This is a genomic window from Trinickia diaoshuihuensis (assembly GCF_003390925.1).
Lineage (GTDB): Bacteria > Pseudomonadota > Gammaproteobacteria > Burkholderiales > Burkholderiaceae > Trinickia > Trinickia diaoshuihuensis.
The window spans coordinates 39,692-60,864 of record NZ_QUBS01000010.1; the positions used below are offsets into that span (position 1 = coordinate 39,692).

15 protein-coding genes are annotated in these 21,173 nt (G+C 64.6%); 3 read left to right on the forward strand and 12 right to left on the reverse strand.

Annotated elements, in window-relative coordinates:
- Window positions 1-8 precede the first annotated feature (8 nt).
- The 5 genes from DXT59_RS01425 to DXT59_RS01445 form a co-directional block, all read right to left on the reverse strand.
- Entirely contained in the window at window positions 9-1,154 is a 1,146-nt protein-coding gene (locus tag DXT59_RS01425) for a porin (RefSeq protein WP_116135158.1), read from the reverse strand.
- 58 nt (window positions 1,155-1,212) lie between these two features.
- Entirely contained in the window at window positions 1,213-2,634 is a 1,422-nt protein-coding gene (locus DXT59_RS01430) for an MFS transporter (protein WP_116135159.1), read from the reverse strand.
- Between the two features lie 86 nt (window positions 2,635-2,720).
- A complete protein-coding gene (locus DXT59_RS01435; protein WP_116135160.1) occupies window positions 2,721-3,644 on the reverse strand; it encodes an SMP-30/gluconolactonase/LRE family protein in 924 nt (307 codons plus the stop codon).
- 27 nt (window positions 3,645-3,671) lie between these two features.
- The gene (locus tag DXT59_RS01440; RefSeq protein ID WP_116135161.1) at window positions 3,672-4,619 is read right to left on the reverse strand and encodes a hydroxyacid dehydrogenase; all 948 of its coding nucleotides are present in this window, start codon (window positions 4,617-4,619) and stop codon (window positions 3,672-3,674) included.
- On the reverse strand, window positions 4,619-5,317 hold the full coding sequence (locus DXT59_RS01445) for an RraA family protein (RefSeq protein WP_116135162.1): 699 nt from the start codon (window positions 5,315-5,317) through the stop codon (window positions 4,619-4,621). Before DXT59_RS01445 ends, DXT59_RS01440 begins: the two co-directional genes overlap by 1 nt.
- Window positions 5,318-5,487: 170 nt before the next feature.
- Here DXT59_RS01445 and DXT59_RS01450 point away from each other — a divergent pair, with 170 nt between their 5' ends.
- Window positions 5,488-6,201, forward strand: coding sequence for an IclR family transcriptional regulator (locus DXT59_RS01450; RefSeq protein ID WP_116135163.1), 714 nt, complete (start codon window positions 5,488-5,490; stop codon window positions 6,199-6,201).
- Window positions 6,202-6,203: 2 nt separating this feature from the next.
- Here the strand turns inward: DXT59_RS01450 and DXT59_RS01455 are convergent, their stop codons facing one another.
- On the reverse strand, window positions 6,204-6,959 hold the full coding sequence (locus tag DXT59_RS01455) for an IclR family transcriptional regulator (protein WP_116135164.1): 756 nt from the start codon (window positions 6,957-6,959) through the stop codon (window positions 6,204-6,206).
- The gene (locus tag DXT59_RS01460; RefSeq protein WP_116135165.1) at window positions 6,956-8,179 is read right to left on the reverse strand and encodes an alpha-hydroxy acid oxidase; all 1,224 of its coding nucleotides are present in this window, start codon (window positions 8,177-8,179) and stop codon (window positions 6,956-6,958) included. The genes DXT59_RS01455 and DXT59_RS01460 overlap by 4 nt, the downstream gene beginning before the upstream one ends.
- Window positions 8,180-8,620: 441 nt before the next feature.
- On the opposite strand from DXT59_RS01460, the gene DXT59_RS01465 reads away from it, so the two are divergent.
- Window positions 8,621-10,324, forward strand: coding sequence for an MHYT domain-containing protein (locus DXT59_RS01465; RefSeq protein ID WP_162877896.1), 1,704 nt, complete (start codon window positions 8,621-8,623; stop codon window positions 10,322-10,324).
- A gap of 131 nt (window positions 10,325-10,455) precedes the next feature.
- On the opposite strand, the gene DXT59_RS01470 is transcribed toward DXT59_RS01465, so the two are convergent.
- The 3 genes from DXT59_RS01470 to DXT59_RS01480 all read right to left on the reverse strand — a co-directional run bounded on the left by DXT59_RS01470 (window position 10,456) and on the right by DXT59_RS01480 (window position 16,233).
- Window positions 10,456-10,740, reverse strand: a complete 285-nt coding sequence (locus DXT59_RS01470; RefSeq protein ID WP_116135167.1) for a helix-turn-helix domain-containing protein — start codon at window positions 10,738-10,740, stop codon at window positions 10,456-10,458.
- Window positions 10,741-10,939: 199 nt separating this feature from the next.
- On the reverse strand, window positions 10,940-14,716 hold the full coding sequence (locus tag DXT59_RS01475) for a DUF748 domain-containing protein (RefSeq protein WP_116135168.1): 3,777 nt from the start codon (window positions 14,714-14,716) through the stop codon (window positions 10,940-10,942).
- A gap of 53 nt (window positions 14,717-14,769) precedes the next feature.
- A complete protein-coding gene (locus DXT59_RS01480) occupies window positions 14,770-16,233 on the reverse strand; it encodes a DUF1254 domain-containing protein (protein WP_116135169.1) in 1,464 nt (487 codons plus the stop codon).
- Window positions 16,234-16,634: 401 nt separating this feature from the next.
- On the opposite strand from DXT59_RS01480, the gene DXT59_RS01485 reads away from it, so the two are divergent.
- Window positions 16,635-18,932 carry a heavy metal translocating P-type ATPase gene (locus DXT59_RS01485; RefSeq protein ID WP_116135170.1) on the forward strand — a complete coding sequence of 766 codons (2,298 nt, stop codon included), beginning with the start codon at window positions 16,635-16,637 and terminating at the stop codon, window positions 18,930-18,932.
- Between the two features lie 49 nt (window positions 18,933-18,981).
- Here DXT59_RS01485 and DXT59_RS01490 read toward each other — a convergent pair whose 3' ends face one another.
- Together DXT59_RS01490 and DXT59_RS01495 are read right to left on the reverse strand one after the other, a co-directional pair.
- Window positions 18,982-20,085, reverse strand: coding sequence for a hypothetical protein (locus tag DXT59_RS01490; protein WP_116135171.1), 1,104 nt, complete (start codon window positions 20,083-20,085; stop codon window positions 18,982-18,984).
- Between the two features lie 309 nt (window positions 20,086-20,394).
- Window positions 20,395-21,123 carry an MgtC/SapB family protein gene (locus DXT59_RS01495; protein ID WP_116135172.1) on the reverse strand — a complete coding sequence of 243 codons (729 nt, stop codon included), beginning with the start codon at window positions 21,121-21,123 and terminating at the stop codon, window positions 20,395-20,397.
- Window positions 21,124-21,173: the final 50 nt, after the last annotated feature.

The following is a 21,173-nucleotide window of genomic DNA, read 5'->3' on the forward strand; positions in this document are numbered from 1 at the left end:
GGTCCGCGTCAGAATTTCGAGCGCATGCCGAGCGTGACGCCGGTCTGGTCGTAGCCAGGTGCGACCGTGCCATAACCGTTCACGCCGAGCGCCGAATTGCCTTTGTTACGCGCAAAACCCGCGACCGCATAAAGATCGGTGCGCTTGGACAACGCGTAATCGGCCAGCAGTACCGCGAGCCACGGATCGGCATTGCTGCCGTGCACGTCCTGGTAGTACGCCGAAGCGGTCAGCGAGAACGCCGGCGTCACACTGTACTGAGCGCCAGCGTAGTACAGGTTCGCGGTGCTCGCTTGACCGCCCGGCACGACGATCGGATTGACCGGCTGGAACGTGTTGACATCGCGCAGCCAGCGATAGCCCGCGAAACCCTTCACCGGGCCGAGGATGTATGTGGCGGCAGCGTACGCACGCCGCTCGGTGGCCGTGTTGGTCGCGACCGTGTTGCTGTTGCGCTGCTCGTAGACCACGGTCGCGGCGAACGGCCCGGTCGCGTAAGTCAGTGCGCCGCTGAAGAAACGGCCCGTGAGTTGCGCGCCCGGCACCTCGCTGCCGTAGCCCGCGTCGTAACGCGTGCTGTACATGGCCGCCGCCGTCACCGGACCGAACGCGCCGACGTATTTCATCGAACTGTCGATCCGCGCGGCCATCGCGTAGTCCACGGAGAGGATCGAATAGCGCGATGAGGTACCCATCGGATCGAACGGCACGGAGGCATCGTAAAGCAGCGCGTTCTGGCGGCCGAACGTGAGTTGCTGGCCGTTGTAGTTGAGGCCGACCCACGCCTGGCGGCCGAACAACCGCTGCGTGGTCGCCGCGTTCGCGCCGAGGCCTTTGGTACCTTGCGCGGTCGTGCCGTCGTTGATGTTGAAACCGTCTTCGAGATTGAAGATCGCCTTGAGCCCGCCGCCGAGGTCTTCGTTGCCGCGCATGCCCCAGCGCGAGCCCGACAAGTTGCCGGACACTTCGCGGGTCTGGCCGCCACCGGCCGTCGTGTTGTCGATGTGTTCGATGCCGACATCGACTATGCCGTACAACGTGACGGTGCTTTGTGCGTGCGCCGAACCGGCGGCGAGACTAGCGCCAGCCACCGCTGCGCCAAACAACGCGCCGCGGGAAAGCACTTTCTTGTTGGTGCGGATCTTCAACGACATGGAGTCTCCAAAAGCATTTGAGTTATCGATTTATAGGAATGGCACGACCGGATAATGCTTATCTGCTGGCTGGTAATGCGTCCGGCGCGACGGTCGGTTCACCCACGTCGGCGCCCGGATCGCCGAGCCATACGGTGACCAGCGCGCCGGCCAGCAGGATCGCGGCGATCGCCATCAGCGGCCACGTGAACCCGCCGGACATCTGCTTGAGCGCGCCGATCATCGACGGTCCAACGAAGCCGCCGAGATTGCCGACCGACACGATCAACGCGAGGCCGCCCGCCGCGGCCCGGCCGGTCAGGAAACCGGAGGGGATCGCCCAGTAGGTCGCCTGAAACGCGAGGATGCCGCTCACCGTGAAGCACAGTGCGATCAGCTTCAGTACCGGCGCGTCGGTAAAGCCGGACACGCACAGTGCGACTGCCGCGACGACCAGCGCACCCGATACGTGGGGAATGCAGTTCGCCGAGCGGCGCGCAAGCTTCGCCCATAACAGCATCACGACCGCGCCGATCGCATAAGGGATGGCGGTCAGCCATCCGACCGTCGTATGACCCACGCCGAACTGCTTGATGATCTGCGGCATCCACATGCCGACGCCGATCGACCCGACGATTCCGCAAAAATTGATCAGGGCGAGCACGAACACGCGCCAGTTGGTGAAAGCGTCCTTCAGCCTGTTGCCGTGCTTCGCGCCGATGTCGCCCTGCTCGAGCTCGAGGCGCCGCTCCAGCGAGCGCTTCTCGTCGCTGCTGAGCCAGACAGCTTTCGACGGACGATCGGACATCACGAAAAGACATGCAACGCCGAGCAGCACCGCGGGCAGCCCTTCCATCATCAGGAGCCACTGCCAGCTGCGCAGACCGTAAAGACCACCGAGTTGCAGCAGCGCGCCGGAGATAGGCGAGCCGATCATGTTGGCGACCGGAATGCCGACGAGGAACGCCGCAGTCACTTTCGCGCGCCATTTGCCGGGAAACCAGTGCGTGAAATACAGATAGATGCCGGGGGTGAAACCCGCTTCGGCGAGACCGAGCAGAAAGCGCGCCGCCGCGAAGCTTTTCGGTCCGACGACGAACGCCGTCCCCATCGAAAAAATGCCCCACGTGATCATGATCCGCGCGATCCAGATGCGCGCGCCGACCTTCTGCATGATCAGATTGCTCGGGATCTCGAAGACGAAATAACCGATGAAAAAGAGCCCGGCGCCAAGACCAAACTGTTCGGCGGTCAAGCCGAGATCCTTGTTCATCGTCAGCGCGGCAAAGCCGACGTTGGTGCGATCGAGATAGCTGATGACGTAGCACGCGAAAATGAACGGCAGAATTCGGCGGAACGCTTTCGCTAGCGTGCGTTCGCTCGCCGCGTATTCGGCGTCGGACATCGCATGCGCCGACGACGCGCCCGCTCCGTAGGCACCGTTGCCGTTCCGCGACGGCTGTGCGTGCTGCGTCGCACGCAATGCCGGATTGCTTTCCATGTTTGCTCCTCCACGGCGCTCTGCGGCGCGATGTATCAGTGACGTCTTCGGCGAGCCTCTTCCGGCCCGCTCTTATCGTTTGCTGCTCAAGTCTTCGCGCGATGCGGCAACGGGCCCGCGACTTTCATCCGCGCCTTCAGCACGGACCCGGATACGGACTCGGTCATGTAAAGGGTTTTCATGTCGTCGCCGCCGAAGCACAGATTGGTCAGCGACGTGCCCGCAGAATTGATCAATACCTCGACCGGTTCCGCGCGATGGTTGAGCACCCACACGCGGCCGAGCCCGGGATTCGCGACGAGGATCCTGCCTTCGCAGTCGACCGTCAGGCCATCGGGACCGCTCGGTCCATACGAGGTGAAGAACTGCCCTACCTTGCTCACCGATCCGTCCGCCTGCAACGGCACGCGCCATACGCAGTTGCCGCGCGTCATCCCGACGAACAGCACCTTCTCGTCCGGCGACAGCACGAGGCCATTCGGGCTCGGGCAATTGCCGAGCAGCATGTCGAGCCTGCCATCCGGTGCGAGGCGATAGACTCGTCCGCTCGGGTCGTGCAGACCCGATTGGCCTTGATCCGTGAAATACAGGTTGCCGCGTGAATCGAAGGTGAGATCGTTGACGCCGCGAAAGCGCTCGGAATTGCGGCGCTCCAGGAACGGCTTCACGACACCGCGTTCGATCTCGAGCAGCATGAGACCGTTGCGATAGTCCGTAATCAGCAGATGCGCGTCGTCATAGCGTTTCATGCCGTTGGGCTCGCCGTCGTACTGCGCGACGAGTTCCCATTCGCCGTTCGTCGAGATGCGGAAGATGCGGCCGTGCGGGATGTCGGTGACGAACAGATACCCCGCCGGATCCCATACCGGCCCTTCGAGAAACGAATCGGTCGGCAGACCGCCGCGATTCGCTCGCGCCCAATCGGTCTGCACGCCGGGCTTGCGCCAGCGCTCGGGCATGCGCGTGAACACGTCGGCTTCGCGCACTTCAGGCTGGATGAGGAAAAACATGATCGTATCCTCGGTGTCGTGCGTTCGTCAGACGCCGCTGCCTGCGTGCGCTTCGAGCACGGCCAGCACGTTGGCCGCCGCGGCCGTGCCCATGGCCACGTATGCCGCATCGCTGACGCCGCCGATATGCGGTGACAGGATAACGTTGCCGATGCCGTCGAATGGATGCGGATGCGGCTTCGGCTCGACCGCAAAGCTGTCGAGACCCGCGGCGCGGAGCTCCCCGCTCGAGAGCGCGTCTACGAGCGCGTTTTCGTCGATCAGGCCGCCGCGTGCCGTGTTCACCAGAATCGCGCCACGCTTGATGCGCGCAAGCGCGGCGGCGTCGATCATGTTGCGGTTCTCGTCGGTGAGCGGACAGTGCAGCGAAACGACGTCGGACGCCGCGTACAGATCGTCGAGCGCGACGAGTTTCACGCCAGCCGGCGCTTCCTTTGCATACGGATCGAAGGCGATCACGTTCATGCCGAACGCGATGCCGGCGGCCGCGACGCGACGACCGATCGAACCGAGACCGACGAGGCCGAGCGTGCGGCCGTTCAGCTCGATCGACTTGTGCGTCGACTTGTCCCAATGGCCCGCGCGCATGCGGGCGTCGAGTTGCGGCACCGCTTTCGCGCAGGCGAGGATTAGCGCCCACGCGTGCTCTGCCACGGCCGGCGCGTTCGCGCCGACCGCCGCGCGCACCGCGATCCCTCGCGCAACCGCTGCCGCCTGATCAATTACGTCGATGCCGCTGCCGTGCTTGGAGATCACCTGGAGGTTTTCCGCCGCGTCCATGATGCGCGCGTTGATCTTGCCGTAGCGCACGATGATCGCGACCGGCTTGTGGCGCATGCACAGTGCGACGATATCGTCTTCTCCCGGCTGCTTGCCGGCGAATACGACTTCGAACCCCGACAGCATCGCAAGCGCCTCGGGCGCGAGATCGGCGGCGGTGACGAGCACCACGGGTTTGTTCGCGACGCCCTGCATCACAGCGCCTCCCCTTCGGCCAACATACCGGCGGCACGCAGTTCTTTTTCGACCCACGTGGGACGCAACTCGCCTCTCGCGATACCGGCGATGCGCGCGGTTTCGCCCGCGAGCTTCTTCGCCGCGAGATCGATAATACGTGCGACGTCGGCGCGCGGAATCACGACCACGCCGTCTGCGTCGCCGACGACCAGATCGCCGGGATTGACAGTCGCGCCGCCAACCGACACCGGGAAATTGACGCGACCCGCGACACTCTTGGTCGGACCGCACGGATTCGTGCCCACCGAAAACACCGGGAAGTCCCACGTCGCCAGTTCGTGCGAATCGCGCACGGCGGCGTCGATGACGAAGCCCGCGAAACCGCTTGCTCGCGCTTGCGCCGCCATGATTTCGCCGATCAGCGCGCAGCTCTGGTCGCCCTTGCCGTCAACCACGATGACGTCGCCGGGCTTCGCGATGGCGAGTGCGGCATGGATCGCGAGGTTGTCGCCGGGGCGCACTTCGACAGTGACCGCCGGTCCCGCGACCTTCATGGCCGGTGACAACGCTTTCACGCGACCGTTGATCGTGCCCCGCCGACCGGCGACGTCGGCCAGGATCGCCGCCTGAAATTTGCCGGCGGCGGAGACGAGTTCGGGCGATACGCGCTCGATGTCTCGATTGATGGAAGTATGTCCTGGGGGAATCGTGCTCATGAAAGCGGCCTCACATAGTGTGTTGTACTGTGTGCAATGATGCTGTACATCATGAAACGACTATACCGCTCGTGTTTTGGCGGAGACCATCGGCGTTTACCCTTTTACCATGTGCAACTGCGTTTTACTGTGTACAATCCTTAATCACGCAGTGACCGGAGATCAAGACGATGGGAAATGAAGGGGTGGCCGCTGTCGAGAAGGCGCTTTCGCTGCTCGACTGTTTCAAGCCGGGGAAGGAGAAACTTGGGCTGGCAGCGCTCGCGCAGGCCTCCGGCATGCACAAGACCACCGTGTATCGCCTCATGAACTCGCTGGAACGCATGGGCTACGTGGTGCGCGCCGAATCGGGAGAATACTCGCTCGGCGCGCGATTGCTGTATCTAGGCAAGCTCTACGAGCAATCGTTTCATCTATCGACGATCGTCGAACCTGCGCTGCACGCGCTTGCCGCGCAGACACGGGAAAGCGCATCGTACTACGTGCACGACAACGGCCACCGCCTGTGCCTCTTTCGCGCCGAGCCATCCGAAGGCCTTCGCGAAACGCGGCTTCCGGGCACGGCGCTGCCGCTCGACGACACCGCGATCAGCCAGGTGATCCGCTTCTGGGGACTCGGCGAGCCGATCTACGATACGCCGCCCGCGTTTCCGCTGTTCACGTCGGGCGCACGCGACGTGCACACCGCCGCGTTCGCCACGCCCGTGTTCGGTGCCGGCGATCGTTTCATGGCCGCGCTCACGTTGTCCGGGCCTGCATCGCGCCTGAGCGCCGCACACGAAACCGGCGAGCTGATCGAGCCGCAATTGCGTACGGCGTCGGAACTGTCGAGAAAGCTTGGGGCGAGTCTCGCGTTCTGTGAGCGCATGTACGCGCGTAGTTGATGCTATGTCGACGCAGAACGGCGACGTCCGGCGGCCTTACGCGTGACCGGCTGCGCCGGCAGCGTCGCGCCCAGCAGCGCGCTCGCGTTGGAGGCTTCCTCGTAGAGAGCGGCACGCAGCTTGCGATCGTCGACATCGAAATCGCCGATTACACCCGAGAGCGTGAGCACGCCGACGAACGCATCGTCGACACCGAACAGCGGCATCGCCATCGACGCGAGCAGCGGATCGCCGACCCCGGACGACGCGCTCACGTTTTCCACGCCCTTATTCGCCAAGGCCGCCGCCGTACGGTTTTCAAAGCGCGCGAACGCCTGCCCCGACGCGGTCTTGTCGATCGGGCGACGCGTACCCGCGCGGATCGACACACGCACGACGCGATCCGGTTCCGCGCGCACGAGACACGCGCGCGCGTCCCCGTCGCGCACATAGACGGATGCGCTGTGACCGGTCGTATGCATCAGACGATCGACGATCGGCCGCAGCGTCGCGACCAGATCGATGCCGCCGTCGAACGCCTTGCCCAGCTGCGATGCCTTGACGCCCAGCCGGTATGCGCCGTTCGCTTCCTTGTGCACGAAGCCGCGTGCTTCGAGCGAGAGCATATAGCGCAGGATCACGCTCTTGAAGAGGCCCGTTTGCGCTTCGAGATCGCTCAAGGACCGCGTGCCCGGCTTGCCGAGGAACGCTTCCAGCAGGAGCAGGGTCCGATCGACCGCGGCGACCGAACGGTCGATGAGTTCGTCGTCGCGGCTCATGCTTGTTGCCATTGCTCGGAAGCGCCGACTCTCATCAGCAGGTGCGGGCCGAGCTCGTCGAGCGCGTTCAGGCCGAGCAGACCGAGGTTGCGCTGTACCTCCGTGCGAAGAATGGCGATTGCATGATCGACGCCGGCTTCGCCCGCGACCGCCGCCGCATAGTTGAACGGCCGCCCCACGAACACGAAATCGGCACCGAGCGCGAGCGCCTTCAAGACGTCCGTGCCGCGCCGGATACCCCCGTCGATCATGACCGGCATCTGCGCACCGACCGCCGCGGCGATCGCCGGCAGCACACGCAGCGGCGCGACCGCGCCGTCGAGCTGGCGCCCCCCGTGATTCGACACGATGATGCCGTCTATACCGTGATCGCAAGCCGCGCGTGCATCGTCGGGAGCGAGCACGCCTTTGATGATCAGCGTGCCCTTCCACTGTCGGCGAATCTCGTCGACATGGGTCCAGTTCAAATGATCTTTCGCGCCGAAATCGCGGGCTACGCGGCCCGAAAAAATCGGCGCTCCGCGCGTGGCATAGGAATTTTCAAAGTGCGGCATGCCGTGCTTCACAAGCGTCTTCACCGCCGTGCCGAACAGCCAGCGCGGGTGCGTGAGACCATCCATGGCCAGGCGCAGGCTCGGCTTGAGCGGCGTCGAAAAACCGGCGCGAACGTTGTTTTCTCGATTCGCGAGCACGGCCGTATCGACAGTCAGCACCAGCGTCTGGTAGCCAGCGCGTTCGACCCGCTCGACCAGCGCATGGATTTTCGCGGATTCGCCGGGTAGATATGCCTGGAACCAGGTTTGTGGGGCAACTTGCGCGACCGCTTCGAGCCGGATCAGCGACGAGCCACTCATGATCATCGGAATGCCGGCGCGTTGTGCAGCTTGCGCGAGCACCAGATCACCGCGATAGGCGGAGAGCGCGGAAATACCCATCGGCGCAATGCCGAACGGTGCGGACCATGTACGACCGAACAACGTGGTGGACTGCGAACGTTTCGATACGTCGCGCAGCACGCGCGTAACGAAACGGTACTCGGCATAAGCGCGCTGGTTGTCGTCGAACGATTCGTTGCGCTCGGCAGCACCGCCGATGTAGCCAAAAATCGGTCGTGGGAGATGCCGTTGCGCCCCTTGCTCGAAGTCGTCGAGCGATAGGTAACGGCGCAAGGTTTTTTGCGGTTTTGGTGGTGTCAATGTTTGGGGATTCGTCTGGGCCATATAAAACCATAACATCGTTATGATTTCTGCCAACCGATGACAACGGACTGCCTGCCATCCACCCAGCCGGCAGTCTTCAAAGCTAAAACGGCCGTTTAGTCGTGACGGCCCCAATGACTGTTCGTGTGGTGTCGCTGCCTAAAAAATGTCACGCTCGGGTCACGCAGCGTAGGGCTGCAGCGAGCCGCGCGAGGCCTCGATTCAAACCGGGCGCTTCAGGCATGCGCTCTGCTTGCTCATTACAAGCGCTCGAGGCGCTCGTACGAACGAGCACGGGCCGACGTGGTGGTTGACCAATCCCGGGTCTCTTTAGCACGCCTCATGACTAGCTCGTACAACCTTCCGCTGGTGGCGCTCTCGATCGTGCTTGCGACGGCGATGTCTTTTGCTGCGGTCCGACTCGCCCGAGCTCAACTCGCGAGGCCGAGGCGAGCGAGCGCGGTGTGGACCGCAGCAACGGCGCTGGTGCTGGGCACGGGCATTTGGTCGATGCATTTTGTCGGAATGCTCGCCTTTCGGTTGCCGATACCGATCGGGTATGACTTCACGACAACGCTGGCGTCCTGGGCGGCCGCCGTCCTTGTCTGTTGGTTCGGACTGACGTTCGTGCTGGTGCCGAACCCGACAGCAAGCGGCATCCTTGTCGGTGCGCTCTTGATGGGTTCGGGAATCGCCGTGATGCACTATTCCGGCATGGCGGCGATGGAGATGAGCCCGTCGATCCAGTATCGACCTGTACTCGCCGCGCTATCGGTAATCATCGGCATCGCGGCGTCATACGCTGCATTGCGCGTGCTCATCGGCTTACGCACTCTCACGCAAACATTTACCAAGGACGTGACGGCCGCAGTCCTCATGGGCATCGCGGTGTCCGGCCTGCATTACGTCGGGATGGCCGCCGCCGAATTCCCACCATACTGCGTGAGTCGAGCCGCGAATGGGTTCGACCAGCGGCAGTTTATCTTCGAACTGGTCGTGACCGTCCTGGCCGTGCTCGGCGCAGCATTGAGTGCGGCGCTGTTCCAAGCGCGCGAAGAAGCAACCTTTCGTGCGATGGAACAGGAGCAGCGGCTTTCGGTTACGACAAGCCGCCTCGCGGAAAGCGAGCAACGATTCAAGGCGGTGCAGGACGTCGCCGTCGATCCTTTCTTCATCCTCACGCCCGAGTCGGATGGGGGAGCGATCGCCGACTTTCGCTTCAGCTACGTCAATCCGGCCGCGCTCCGGTTTTGGCAACTTCCCGCGGCGGACGTCATCGGACACAGCTACGCGAAACGGTTCCCCACATCGCTGGCCAACGGCCTGTTCGCCATGTATGCGCGGGTCATGACGACTGGGGAGCCGGCCACCGTCGAGCAGGAGTACGTAGGAGATGGGATCTCCGGATGGTTTCGGATAAGCTGCGTCAAACTCGTCGACGGGGTCGCAATCGCGTTTTCGGACATCACCGACCGCAAACGTTACGAGCAAGCGCTTCGCACGTCTCGCGAGGAGCTGCGGCGGCTGTCGGCGCATGTCCAACACGTGAGGGAAAAGGAAAAGGCCCATATCGCCCGCGAGCTACACGACGATCTGGGCCAACAGTTGACTGCTTTGAAGATGGCGGCATCGCAGTTGGAAAATACCGCTCGTTCGGATGGAGCTTGGCCCCCTCAAGCCCTGAGCGATATCTACGCGATGATCGACAATCTCGTCGCATCGGTCAGGCACATCGCGGCCAACTTGCATCCGGTCATGCTGGAAGATCTTGGGCTGATCCCGGCGATCGATCACTTAATCGACGATTTTTCCGCGCGCTACGGCATTCGCGTCGTTCGTCATATCGATCAAGACGCGATCAATTTCAATCACCAATGCCGCAACGATATATTCCGGATAGTTCAGGAAGCATTGACGAACGTGGCGCGGCATGCGGATGCGAGCGAAGTCGTAGTGGAGATCGCGCGCGAAGATTCACACTGCATCGTACGAATCGTCGATAACGGACGCGGTGCGTCGAACCAGGACCCGAAGCGGTCATTCGGTTTGTTGAGCATGCGTGAGCGCGCCACGATGCTTGGGGGCGAAGTTCGCATTAGTACCGACTCCGGATCCGGATTCGCCGTGACCGCGATTTTGCCGCTGTCTAGTTTGCAGGCGGAGTGATGGGACTGGCGGGGAACGAATGGCATGCAAGGTCCGCGGCGTCGACGGGCACTGCTATCTCACCGAGTTGATGGCAGCCGTGTCCGGGCAGTAAGTCGGTATCAGCGGGGAATTCGTTGGTAGGTCCACGCTTACGCAATCAACTCGAAGCGAATGTGCTTGCCGAGCGCTGCCGCTGCGCTTGCAAGCGTGGTTAGCGTCAGGCTTGTGTCTGCGGCGTCCAGGAGCCGATTGAGCGCTGCTCGACTGGTGCGCATACGTTCCGCCATCGCCGTTTTAGTCAACTTCTGCGCCTTCATTTCCTGCTCGATTTGCCAAGCGATCACCCGCTTCATGGCGGTTGCCGTAGCTTCTTCCAGCATCGCCTCTTCGGACAGGAAATCGTCGAAGCTGCTTCCGATGTGCTTGTTTGCCATGACTGACTCCTGGGTTAGCCGCCCTTCAGTTGGTTCAATCGCTTGCGCCACAACTCCTCGTTGCTGACTCCGGGAGGAATCTTCATGTCTTAATCGATCACATTTTCCCGCGCCGAATCATATAGATCCCAGTTTTGCAATCGATCAGCGATTCGGCGACACGCTTCCGCCCCTCTTCCACGACGCCTAATTCACCCCCTCAAGACGCCGGCATCAAATCAACCCGGGTAGAAGGCCCGTTATCCTTCATCCCCTCCACTCCGAAATGCGGCGCGACAACCTCCAGCCGATTCGCATCAATTTTCTGACTCAAATACTGCCGCACGTGCTGCGCGCGCTGCTCCGCAAGCGCATGCAGGCTCGCATCATTAACGGGCGCGTGATAAGCAAGCGCTCGCTTCATATCCTCATCGGGCAGCGTCTTCGTGAGCCCGACGAAATTGCGCGGCTTCTGAAAATCCGCGTCTTTATACGCCTGCGTCAGATAACGATGGTATTCGTCCGGCGTCACGGTAACCGCGGCCGGATCCGCAGCCGACGACGCTTTCGCCTTCTGCCGCCGAACGAGATCGTCGACGTAAGCCATCTGCAGTCCCGGCATGTCCACGTTTTCATCGGCGCGGCCGCTCAACTCCAGCTTCACGGCCGGCCTCTCGCTAAGCAACTTGACCAGCGTATCAAGCTTCTCGCGCGACGCATCACTCAATGCAGCCGAGCCCGGTGCAAACGCAATGTACTGCAGATGCTCGGCGCTCGCGTTCCCATCACCGCCCGCCCCCAATGCATTAGCCAATAGCGAGAACGGCGCGGTGACGGCCCGCTCGATCAAATGCTTCACCGCGCCCCAAATCACGCTGCCCAAGCTGAACTGCGGATTCGACAGCGATCCGGAAACCGGGATATTGACGTCGATCTTGCCGTGCGAATCCTTGAGCAGCGCAATGGCGAGCCGCACGGGCAGGTGCGTTTCGGTGGTGTTATCCACGTGGTCGCCGAACGTCAATTGGTCAATGACGAGATGGTTTTGCGCCGTCAGTTGATCGTTTTGCAACTGGTAGTGCAAATCGACGTTCAAGCTACCCTTCACGATCGGATAGCCCGCGTACTTCAACGAGTACGGAGTGAGGTTCTTCAGCCCGACATCGTGCGCGCTCGCCGTCAGATCGAGCGCTGGCTTCGAAGCCAGCGGATTGGCCGTGCCGCGAATCGCGATCGGGCCGTTGTCCGCCAAGCTCGCGCTAATATCCACCGGGGCCGGCGCGGCAACGTCCGTACCAAAGGTGCCGATCTTGCCGGTGATATCGACCAGGTCCGCCGTGTAATGCGGCTGAACGAAATCGTCCGTGTAATTCACATGACCCTGCTGCAATACGACCTCGCCGATCCGCGCATGAACCGGCATCGAAGGCGTGCTCGGCGCATGCGTTTGCACCTGCGCCGTGCTGGTCGCGGATTTCGGTTTGTCCGTCGTCTGGTTCGACGCCTCACGCTGCTGGGAAAGCACGTCGTTCAGATTGAGCTTGCCTTGCGGATCGAGCAGCACCCGCCCGAAAAAGCGCGCGAACGTCACTCGCGCGATGTCGAGATTCAACCCACGCGCGTCGTAGCGCGCATTGATGCCGCCGATTCCCAACGTGCCCCAACCGGCGAGCGGCGAACCGTTCGTGCGGTCGAGCAAACGCACGTCGACGAGCGCGGCGTATCCGCGGTAGGCATACGACGCCGCGCCGTTCTTCGGGATCGTCGCCTTGACGTCGCCGCGCGCATTGAGCCCCGCGCCGGCGATCTTCGCATTGAGACTCCCGCCGAAGTACGGTTCGAGCGGCGCGAGATCGAGCCGGTTCGCTTCGACCTTCAACGTGGCGTCGAGCGGGCTAGGCACGACGTTGCCGTCTAAGTTGAGCGCACCTTTGCCGTTCAGCGACGCCTCGAGCTTGACCGCCAGCGGGCGGCTCAGATCTTCGGTGACGTTGCGCACATCGAGTTGGAGCGGTGCAAGGTGTAGCTTCGCGGGACGTGGCGCCGCTTCGTCGACGAGATCGGCCGCGCCGTCCTTAACCAAGAGTTCGCCGATCCGATAGCGCCAGCCGGGCTGCCCGCTTTCAGCCGTATGAGCTGACTTCGGTTTGCCTTCGGCGACCGGCTCTTTAGCGTGGGACGCGCGCCCGTGTTCCGCGACACGGGCCTCGCTTGACGAGTGCGGCGGCTGGGCAAGCTCGGCGAGACTGATGCGGCCGTCCTTATCACGCGCGCCGGAGACGGTCAGCCCCGTTGCCTCGATTCGTTCGATTTCGGCCGAGCGCGCCGCCAGATCCACGTTCTTAATGGCGATACGCCCTTGCGACAACGCGACAGCCGGCGCCGCGCCTTTCGCCGCCGCAGCGCTGGCCACCCTGAGCGAGCTGAGCGTCACATCGCCCGCGCCGACATGCAGTTGCGTCGCCGCGCTCGACCAGTCGGCATCCAACGAGAGCGCCGCGCCGAGCGTGCCGTCGGCCAGACGCGCGCCGGTAACGCCGTCCAAGTACGGCTGAGCCACCGGCAATGCCAGGCCGTCGAGCTTAAATTGAACGTCGGCGCGTTTTGCGGCCAAACCGAGCGCACCGCTCGCGTCGATCGTCCCGCCTTGCTTCAACGCTGTCCGGACCACATAACGTGCTTTCTCGGATCCGAGCGTCGAAAAATCGTCCAGCGTCGCTGCCAGCTTGGTCAAATCGAGCGACACGGGCCGCTGCGGCACACGGTCCTCCAACGCGATGCTGCCGTCGTTCAGGGCGAAATGCTTGATGGAAAGATCGAGCGGCGTCGACTTGTCCTGACCCGCGGCGGCTGGTGCCGAAGCAGCCAAAGCGGCCGAAGCCGGGGCCGAAGCAGCCGAGGCCGCCGAGCTCGGCGCAGCGGAGGCCGCAGCCGGTTGAGGCGGCGCAGCAAACGCACTCGCGATACTCAATGCCCCCGAGTGCTCGCGCGTGAGATGCAGCGACGGCTGATCAAGCCGGATTTCGTCGAATCGATACACGCCGGCGAGCGGCTCGAGTCCGGCCGCCGATACATGCAGCGCCTGCGCCGAAAAGAACGGCGCGTGCGAGGTCTCGTCGATGCGCGCATCGGTCAAATCGGCCGTACCCGAGACGGTCAGCGCGGGCTTATCGGCCGACATGACGAACCGCAGCTTGAGCGCCCCGGCAAGCCGGCCGCTTTGCACATCGAGCGGCAGCTTCGTCGGCAAATACGAAACGAGGCGCGGCACGTCCAGTCCGCTGAACGTCAGCGTCACATCCGATTCGCGCGACTTGGCGAACGGCTTCGTCTTGCCGGCGATCACGATCGGGCTGCCGTCAACGCGCGCCGAAAAACGCGGATCGACGAAGATGTCGGTCTGCGACGGCAACGTCGCGATAAACGGCACGCCCAGCGACAGTTGGTCGAGCAAATGGCGCGCGCCAAGCAATCGGTCGTCGAATGCGATGCGGCCGTTTTCGAGGGCAATGTTCGAGACCGAGAACAACGCGGGCCCCGTTTGCGGCTGCGAGGGCTTGGCAAACTTCTCGGCGATGTCGGTGAAGTTGAAACGCTGCGCGTCGTAGCGCACGACGTTGACGGCCGGCGAATCGATCCGCAACTCGGTCACGATCGGCGCGAAGCGCAGCAGCGTCATCCACGACGCGCGCACGACGAGCCGCTCGATCGCCGCGAATTGCCCGGCGCCGCCGCGCTCGGAAACGCGGATGCCGTCAACTTCGAGCCGCAACGTATACGGATTGAGCACGACGCGCTCGATCGTGGCGGGCCGATCGAGCGCCCGCCCCAATTGCTGTTCGGCGACATGCCGAATCAACGGCGGCGCCGCGAAAAAGCCCAGCAAGCCATACAACACCACGGCGATCACCACGCCGATCGCCGTGCGGCGAGCGCCGCGCGACCCCAATTTGTCCTTCAGGCGGCCTACCGCGCCACCCTTCGGTTCGCTCGTCATCGAACTACTCCAGTCACGCTCGTCTCACCCGCCGTTGCCACGACGTCCTCGGTTCATCGCCGCTTGAGCGGCGGCGGCGCCCAACTACCGTCCGTGGCCGACGGCTGTGGCGCATAGAGGCGCATCACGAGCTGGAAGGGACCCTCCGGCGCGGGCAGCCAATTGGCCACATACGCGCGGCCCGGCGATTTCGACGACACGAAGATGTCGACCGAACCGTCGCGGTTGCGCCGGATGCGGTCGTGCGAGTCGATCGAACGATGCGGCAGGTGTCCGGAGACCAAGGCGCCGTCGGGCGTGTACGCCGTAATCGTCCAGTACGCGCGGGCGGGCGGCAGCGTCTTGCGCGTGAAATGCATCACGTACTCGTTCTTGCCGTCGAGCGGCTGTCCGTCGGCGTCGACGGATACGGCCGGGAACGCCTCGTCCTGTGCGCTCGCCGCGCCCGCGTGCGCGAAGGTCGCGTAGGCGCGCAACGCATAGTCGTCGCGATAATTACCCGTGCCGTCGCCAGCCCAACTCCAGCCGTTACCCGAGACCGCATTCACGGGCGGCGCCTGCACGCGCTTCACGCCGTCGGCCACGCCCGCCGCGATCGCACCGGCGGCACCGTCGGCGAAATGCAGCGGTTGCCCCGGCTGCACGCCAATATCGGCCAATTCCTTGAGCGCGTGGCTGTCGTCGGCATCGGGCGGGTTGTCGCGCATCGCATCGGCCAGTTTGCTGAAAAAAGCGTTCGCATCGAGCTTGGTGACGGCCAACGCGTTCGCGGCGAGCCCCGTCGACGCTTCGGCGACGCTCTCTTGCGGATCAGCCGTCGTTGCATGGGCTGCCACACGCTCGTGTTTGCCGCGTTTGGCTCGCGCCGCATGATGCTCGTGATCCCCGGCGGCATAGGCCGAGAGCGGCGCAACCCGCACCTCGCCGAGCAGCCGGCGTGCCCACGGCAGCTCACGCGCGTCGAGCGCCGCGATGCGCACGCCGAGCCACAAGTTCTTACCCGGCGCATCGACACGCTGGACGCCCTGCGGCAATTGGCCGTCCCAGCCCGGAGGAACCAATGCGATCGTCTGCGGCTTCGGGGCCCCCGTGCGCGCGTTGGCGCCCGGCCCGGTCGACCAAACGACGTTCGTCCACATGTCCAAGACGCGCGCGTCGAGAAAGCGCCCATGCGTATTAGGCACCGAAACGAGCACAGGCTCTTGCGACAGATCGAGCCACGCATTGGCGGACAACGTATCGACGTCGGCCAGCGGCGGCAAAGGATCATCCGCCGTTTCGGTCGTCGGCATCGGGCGCAGCGTATTGAGCGCCGCCCCCGTATCGGTGCCCGCGGCGGCCAAGGCCTGTGCACGGGCCGTCGCCATGACGACGAGCGGATAACCGAACACGTAGGAATCGACCACTTCGTCCTGCGTCCACCCGCTCGCGCTGGGCGGCGGCGCCGCCTTTTGCGGCGCGGCGCAACCCGCAAAGACAACAGCGGCAACGCATGCCAGCCAGGAACGCGCCCCCATGGGAAGGAATGCTTTTCGAGTTTTTGTTTTCATGTGTACGATCTGTTGACCAGGTGTCCGGCGCGATACCCGCCTGCACCATTGTTTCGCGCCCGATCCGGCCGGGACCTCGCGCCGCGTCGATTCTTCTGCTTCGAATCGCGAGAGCGTTTTATCGTATCCTCGCCCGCGAAGCAAGGACTCGCCCACACCCGAGCATAAAACGTTGGACCCGCCGGTACAGTACCGCGGCCCGAATGAGTTCGAGCGGGTCCCATTATCTGCCCGTCGCATCGTTCAAACGAACGGGCTTCGACGCAGCGCGGCCGAGCGGAAGGCATGCTTGACCTTCCCATCATGGGAAGGCTAATAGTGTTTCTCATTCCGGCCACAGTCCGCTCTTGTTCACCGTTCGAACCATCATGACAGACCTCTCCTCCCCTAGCGGCGCCGGCGTCTCGACCGCCGAATTGGATATCGAGGGCATGACGTGCGCCTCGTGCGCGGCGCGTGTGGAAAAAGCGCTTTCGCGCGTGCCGGGGGTCACCGGTGCCTCCGTCAATCTCGCCACGGAGCGGGCGACGGTCCATGCCGCCGCCACGCTCGCGGCCGCCGACGTGCAGCGGCTCGTCGATGCGGTCGTCGGCGCGGGCTATCAAGCGCACCCGGTCGCAGTCGAACAGGAAGCGGCCGGCAGCGGGCCTTCCAGCGGCGAAGGCTCGCGGGCGCAACAGGCCCGGCGCGAGCTCCGGGCGGTCGCGCTCGCCGCGGTGCTCAGCGCGCCGCTGATGCTGCCGATGCTGACGGCGCCGTTCGGCGCCGAGCGGGCGCTGCCCTCCTGGCTGCAATGGGCGCTGGCAAGCGTCGTCCAATTCGTCTGCGGCGCGCGATTCTACGTTAGCGCCTATCGCGCCGTCCGCGCGCGCGCGGGCAACATGGACTTGCTCGTCGCGCTCGGCACGTCCGCCGCTTACGGCCTGAGCGTATGGCAGACGATCGCCCATCCGGACGATACGATGCATCTATATTTCGAGGCATCCGCCGTGGTCATCACGCTCGTGCGGCTCGGTAAATGGCTGGAGGCCCGCGCCAAGCGCGAGACGACCGATGCGATTCGCGCATTGGCCGCGCTGCGCCCCGAGCGCGCCTCGATCAAGGACGAACGTGGCCACGAACGGGAAGTGCCGCTCGCGCAGGTCCGCGTCGGAACGATCGTGATCGTGCGGCCGGGCGAACGGGTACCCGTGGACGGGCTGATCGCTGCGGGCCGCACGCATGTGGACGAATCGCTGATCACCGGTGAAAGTCTGCCCGTCGCCAAGGGCCCCGGCGAGCGCGTGACGGCGGGGTCGGTCAATGGAGAAGGATCGGTCGAAGTGACGACGACGGCGACCGGCGCCGAGACGACGCTGGCCCGCATCATCCGACTCGTGGAAAGCGCGCAAGCGGAGAAGGCGCCGATACAACGTCTCGTCGATCGGGTCAGTGCCGTGTTCGTGCCCGCCATTCTCGTGCTCGCGGCGGCCACGTTCGGTCTATGGCTGCTGGCGGGCGCGCCGGTGCAGACCGCGATTCTGAACGCCGTATCCGTACTCGTCATTGCATGCCCTTGCGCGCTGGGCTTGGCGACGCCGGCGGCGATCATGGCCGGCACGGGCGTCGCCGCGCGCCGCGGCGTATTGATCAAGGACGCGGAGGCGCTGGAACTTGCGCAACGCGTGTCCATCGTTGCATTCGATAAAACGGGGACGCTGACCGAGGGCAAGCCGAAACTCGTCGCATTCGAGCCGTTCGGAATCTCGCGCGAGGAAGGTCTGGCGCTCGCCGCCGCCGTGGAACGCAACAGCGAACATCCGCTCGCGCGCGCCTTGTTGACCGAATACGAGGCCGGTGCGGCCTCGCGGGTGCCGCACGCCGAACGCCCCGCCTCGTCCGCGCTGCCCATGGCCGCGCATGCGCAAGCGGTGGCGGGTCGAGGCATGCAAGCCGAGGTCGGCGGGCATACGGTCTGCGTCGGCAACGGCCGCTGGCTCGCCGAGCTAGGCGCCGAGCCGGCCCCCGAAGCGAACGCTCGCGCAAGCGAACTCGAGGCGGCCGGCAACACCGTGTCGTGGCTCGTGCGCGCAGGGGGCAACGGCGCGCCGGCGGAAGTACTCGCTTTGATCGCCTTCGGCGATAGTGTCAAACCGACGGCTCGGACCGCCATCGAGCAACTCGCGGCGCGCGGCGTCAAAAGCGTGCTCGTAACGGGGGACAACCGCGGCGCCGCCGCTAGCGTGGCCGCGGCCCTCGGCATCGACGAGGTGCACGCGCAAGTGCTTCCGTCGGACAAGGCCGGCATCGTCGCGCAATTGAAGGCGCGCGCCGGAGCCGTCGTGGCCATGGCCGGCGACGGCATCAACGATGCGCCGGCGCTCGCCGCCGCCGACATCGGCATCGCGCTTGCCACCGGGACGGACGTCGCCATGCATGCGGCCGGAATCACACTCATGCGCGGCGATCCCGCCCTCGTGGCCGACGCGATCGATATCTCACGCCGCACGTATCGGAAGATCCAGCAGAACCTGTTTTGGGCTTTCGTCTACAACTTGATCGGGATTCCGCTGGCGGCGCTCGGCCTGCTAAACCCGATGCTGGCCGGAGCGGCGATGGCGTTTTCGAGCGTCAGCGTCGTGACGAATGCGCTGCTGCTCAAGCGATGGAAGGGCGTGGAGCGATAACGAGCGGCGACTTTGAAGTCCGGCGCCGCCGCGAGGCGGCTCGTCGCGATCAGCGAGCGGCGGGCTTTGCCTTCTCTGTTTTCTCGGGTTTGTCCGCCTTCTCCCCCCTGTCTTTGAGACGCCGCGCGTGAACAGGCTTCACGCGGTGGTGCTCATGGGGCACGGACGCCTCCGGCGTCGACGCTGCTTGGGCCGGAGAGGGGACCAATGCGGCCAATGCCGACGTGCTGCTCGCCAAGCCGGCCAGCGCGGTTTGCTGCTCGGCGAGAGCCGACTGCGTTTTTTGTTGTTCGGCTTGAGCGCGATGCGTGAAGCCAATGAGCGCAACCGTCTGCGCGACCGATACCGCGAACAACAGTACGAACCCGCCCAGCGAAAGCCCAAGCCAATGACGCGTGCGGCGCCAGCGTTCTTGCGCGGCCATCCGCTCTTGCGATAGGGCCTCGCGCAGCGACGCCACCGTTGCCGCAAGCTCGGCCGGCAGCGCGGGCTCAGAGGGGCGGGCGGCGGTGTTCGCAGCTTCTGTTATCGGAGGAACAGCGGCAACCGGCGCGGTTTGGGTCGATTGCGCGGCCGAAGCGGCAGGCGCATCGGGCGTAAATGACGCAGCGAACGCAGGTGCCGCGTTGGCTAGTCGGTCTGCCTCCACGGACGCCGGCGGAGCGCTCGGACGTGCCGCATCGGCAGCCCTGCGCGGCGCCTGCTGACGTACGCTGGCTAGTGCGGCGCCGGGCGAGAGCAACTGGGGCTCGGGCGCAACCTGCTTAGGGGCAGGCGCGACCGGCTTAGCCGCAGCCTGCTTAGGCGTGGACGCAGCCTGCTCGGAGGTCGGCGCGGCCTGTTTAGGAGCCACGGCGGTCTCGACAGCGGGCGCCTTGGCGGCTTCGGCCTCAACAACGAGCGCCTCTGCCGGAGCCGACTTGCCGCGCGCCACACGAGCCACCTGCACCGGGGCAAGCAGGTCCCTTTGGACCGGCACGGGAACAGGGACCGGAGCCCCGGCCTCGGCCTCCACCGTCCCCGGCTCGCTTCCAATCAATGCAAGCGCCTCGGGAGGCAATTCGAAGCCGAGCAGCGTGCCCTGACGCGGATCGATAAGCGGCAGTTGAAGCGCATCGCCCGCCTCTTGCACCGTGGCAGACTCGGGTTCCACCGCCGCGCGCGCGGGCCGGGGAACGTCGGCCGACGAAGCGGCGCGGGCCCGGCCTTTAGCGGTCGAGGAGCCTTTGGAACGGGGGGGAGAGGATGCTGCAAAATCTGCCATGGCGTGTTGATGCGGCTGCGACTAAGCGCGGCTCATTGGTATCGTGGTCGAATCGAAGCGTGCTGCAAACGCGGCATTGTCTCATGATCGAGCGGCCCTGCGGCCCGCATGCGGGCTCGACAGCACAAGAACCGCTACGTGAGGCGAACGGCCGCGCGGCCTGATGGCCCCATTGCCGCCGGTCTCGGCATCACGGCTTCAGTTGCCGCCGTTCGCACCGTTCTCGCCACCGTCCCCGTTATCGGCGTTATCGGTCTCCTCGCGCAGCGTGCGCACCCCCGGCGCACGGCGCAAAAGATCGCACGCCTTGGCGAACTCGTCGACCGGCATCCGCGCGAAGCCGATGACGACATCGTCGCAATCTTGCGCTTCATCGCTTTGCTGGACGATGAACTGCTTGACCCGCTCGCCGCCACGTCCCAGCACCGACCGCAAAGAGTCGAGCGTCAGCGCGCCACGATCCACGCGCAGCACTACCCTTCGCCGCAGCCGCGCCGAGATATAGCGCCGCTCGATCGGCTTCATTCCCGCGAGAATGGCCAAAATGATGACGGTCGCGGCAATCGCCGCCGTATTGAGGCCCGCGCCGACCGCCAGCCCGATGGCAGCCACCGACCAGACGCTCGCGGCCGTCGTCAGTCCGCGAATCACCTCGCCCCGCAACAAAATGGCCCCCGCCCCGAGAAAGCCGATGCCGGAGACGACCTGCGCCGCGATCCGCGATGGATCGAGCACGATATTCGGACGGCCCAGCACGTCGGCAAAGCCGAAAGCCGACACGATCATGACGAGCGCGGCGCTCACGGCGACGAGCATATGCGTGCGTAGGCCGGCGGCCCACGACTGCCGCTCGCGCTCGAACCCGATGACGCTGCCGAGGATCGCAGCCAGGATCAGCCGCAAGATGATTTCGCCGTTACCGAGCATGGTCCCGCCCTCCTTTGTGGCCGCCCGCCCTGCCTGGCGCCGCGGCTTTG

Bases quoted from the DNA above. Each gene is read 5' to 3' on its own strand.
- DXT59_RS01485 (WP_116135170.1), top strand. From the start codon at position 16,635: ATGACAGACCTCTCCTCCCCTAGCGGCGCCGGCGTCTCGACCGCCGAA.
- DXT59_RS01430 (WP_116135159.1), bottom strand. From the start codon at position 2,634: ATGGAAAGCAATCCGGCATTGCGTGCGACGCAGCACGCACAGCCGTCG.
- DXT59_RS01435 (WP_116135160.1), bottom strand. From the start codon at position 3,644: ATGTTTTTCCTCATCCAGCCTGAAGTGCGCGAAGCCGACGTGTTCACG.
- DXT59_RS01455 (WP_116135164.1), bottom strand. From the start codon at position 6,959: ATGAGCCGCGACGACGAACTCATCGACCGTTCGGTCGCCGCGGTCGAT.
- DXT59_RS01475 (WP_116135168.1), bottom strand. From the start codon at position 14,716: ATGACGAGCGAACCGAAGGGTGGCGCGGTAGGCCGCCTGAAGGACAAA.
- DXT59_RS01480 (WP_116135169.1), bottom strand. From the start codon at position 16,233: ATGGGGGCGCGTTCCTGGCTGGCATGCGTTGCCGCTGTTGTCTTTGCG.
- DXT59_RS01445 (WP_116135162.1), bottom strand. From the start codon at position 5,317: ATGAGCACGATTCCCCCAGGACATACTTCCATCAATCGAGACATCGAG.
- DXT59_RS01450 (WP_116135163.1), top strand. From the start codon at position 5,488: ATGGGAAATGAAGGGGTGGCCGCTGTCGAGAAGGCGCTTTCGCTGCTC.
- DXT59_RS01470 (WP_116135167.1), bottom strand. From the start codon at position 10,740: ATGGCAAACAAGCACATCGGAAGCAGCTTCGACGATTTCCTGTCCGAA.
- DXT59_RS01495 (WP_116135172.1), bottom strand. From the start codon at position 21,123: ATGCTCGGTAACGGCGAAATCATCTTGCGGCTGATCCTGGCTGCGATC.
- DXT59_RS01460 (WP_116135165.1), bottom strand. From the start codon at position 8,179: ATGGCCCAGACGAATCCCCAAACATTGACACCACCAAAACCGCAAAAA.
- DXT59_RS01440 (WP_116135161.1), bottom strand. From the start codon at position 4,619: ATGCAGGGCGTCGCGAACAAACCCGTGGTGCTCGTCACCGCCGCCGAT.
- DXT59_RS01425 (WP_116135158.1), bottom strand. From the start codon at position 1,154: ATGTCGTTGAAGATCCGCACCAACAAGAAAGTGCTTTCCCGCGGCGCG.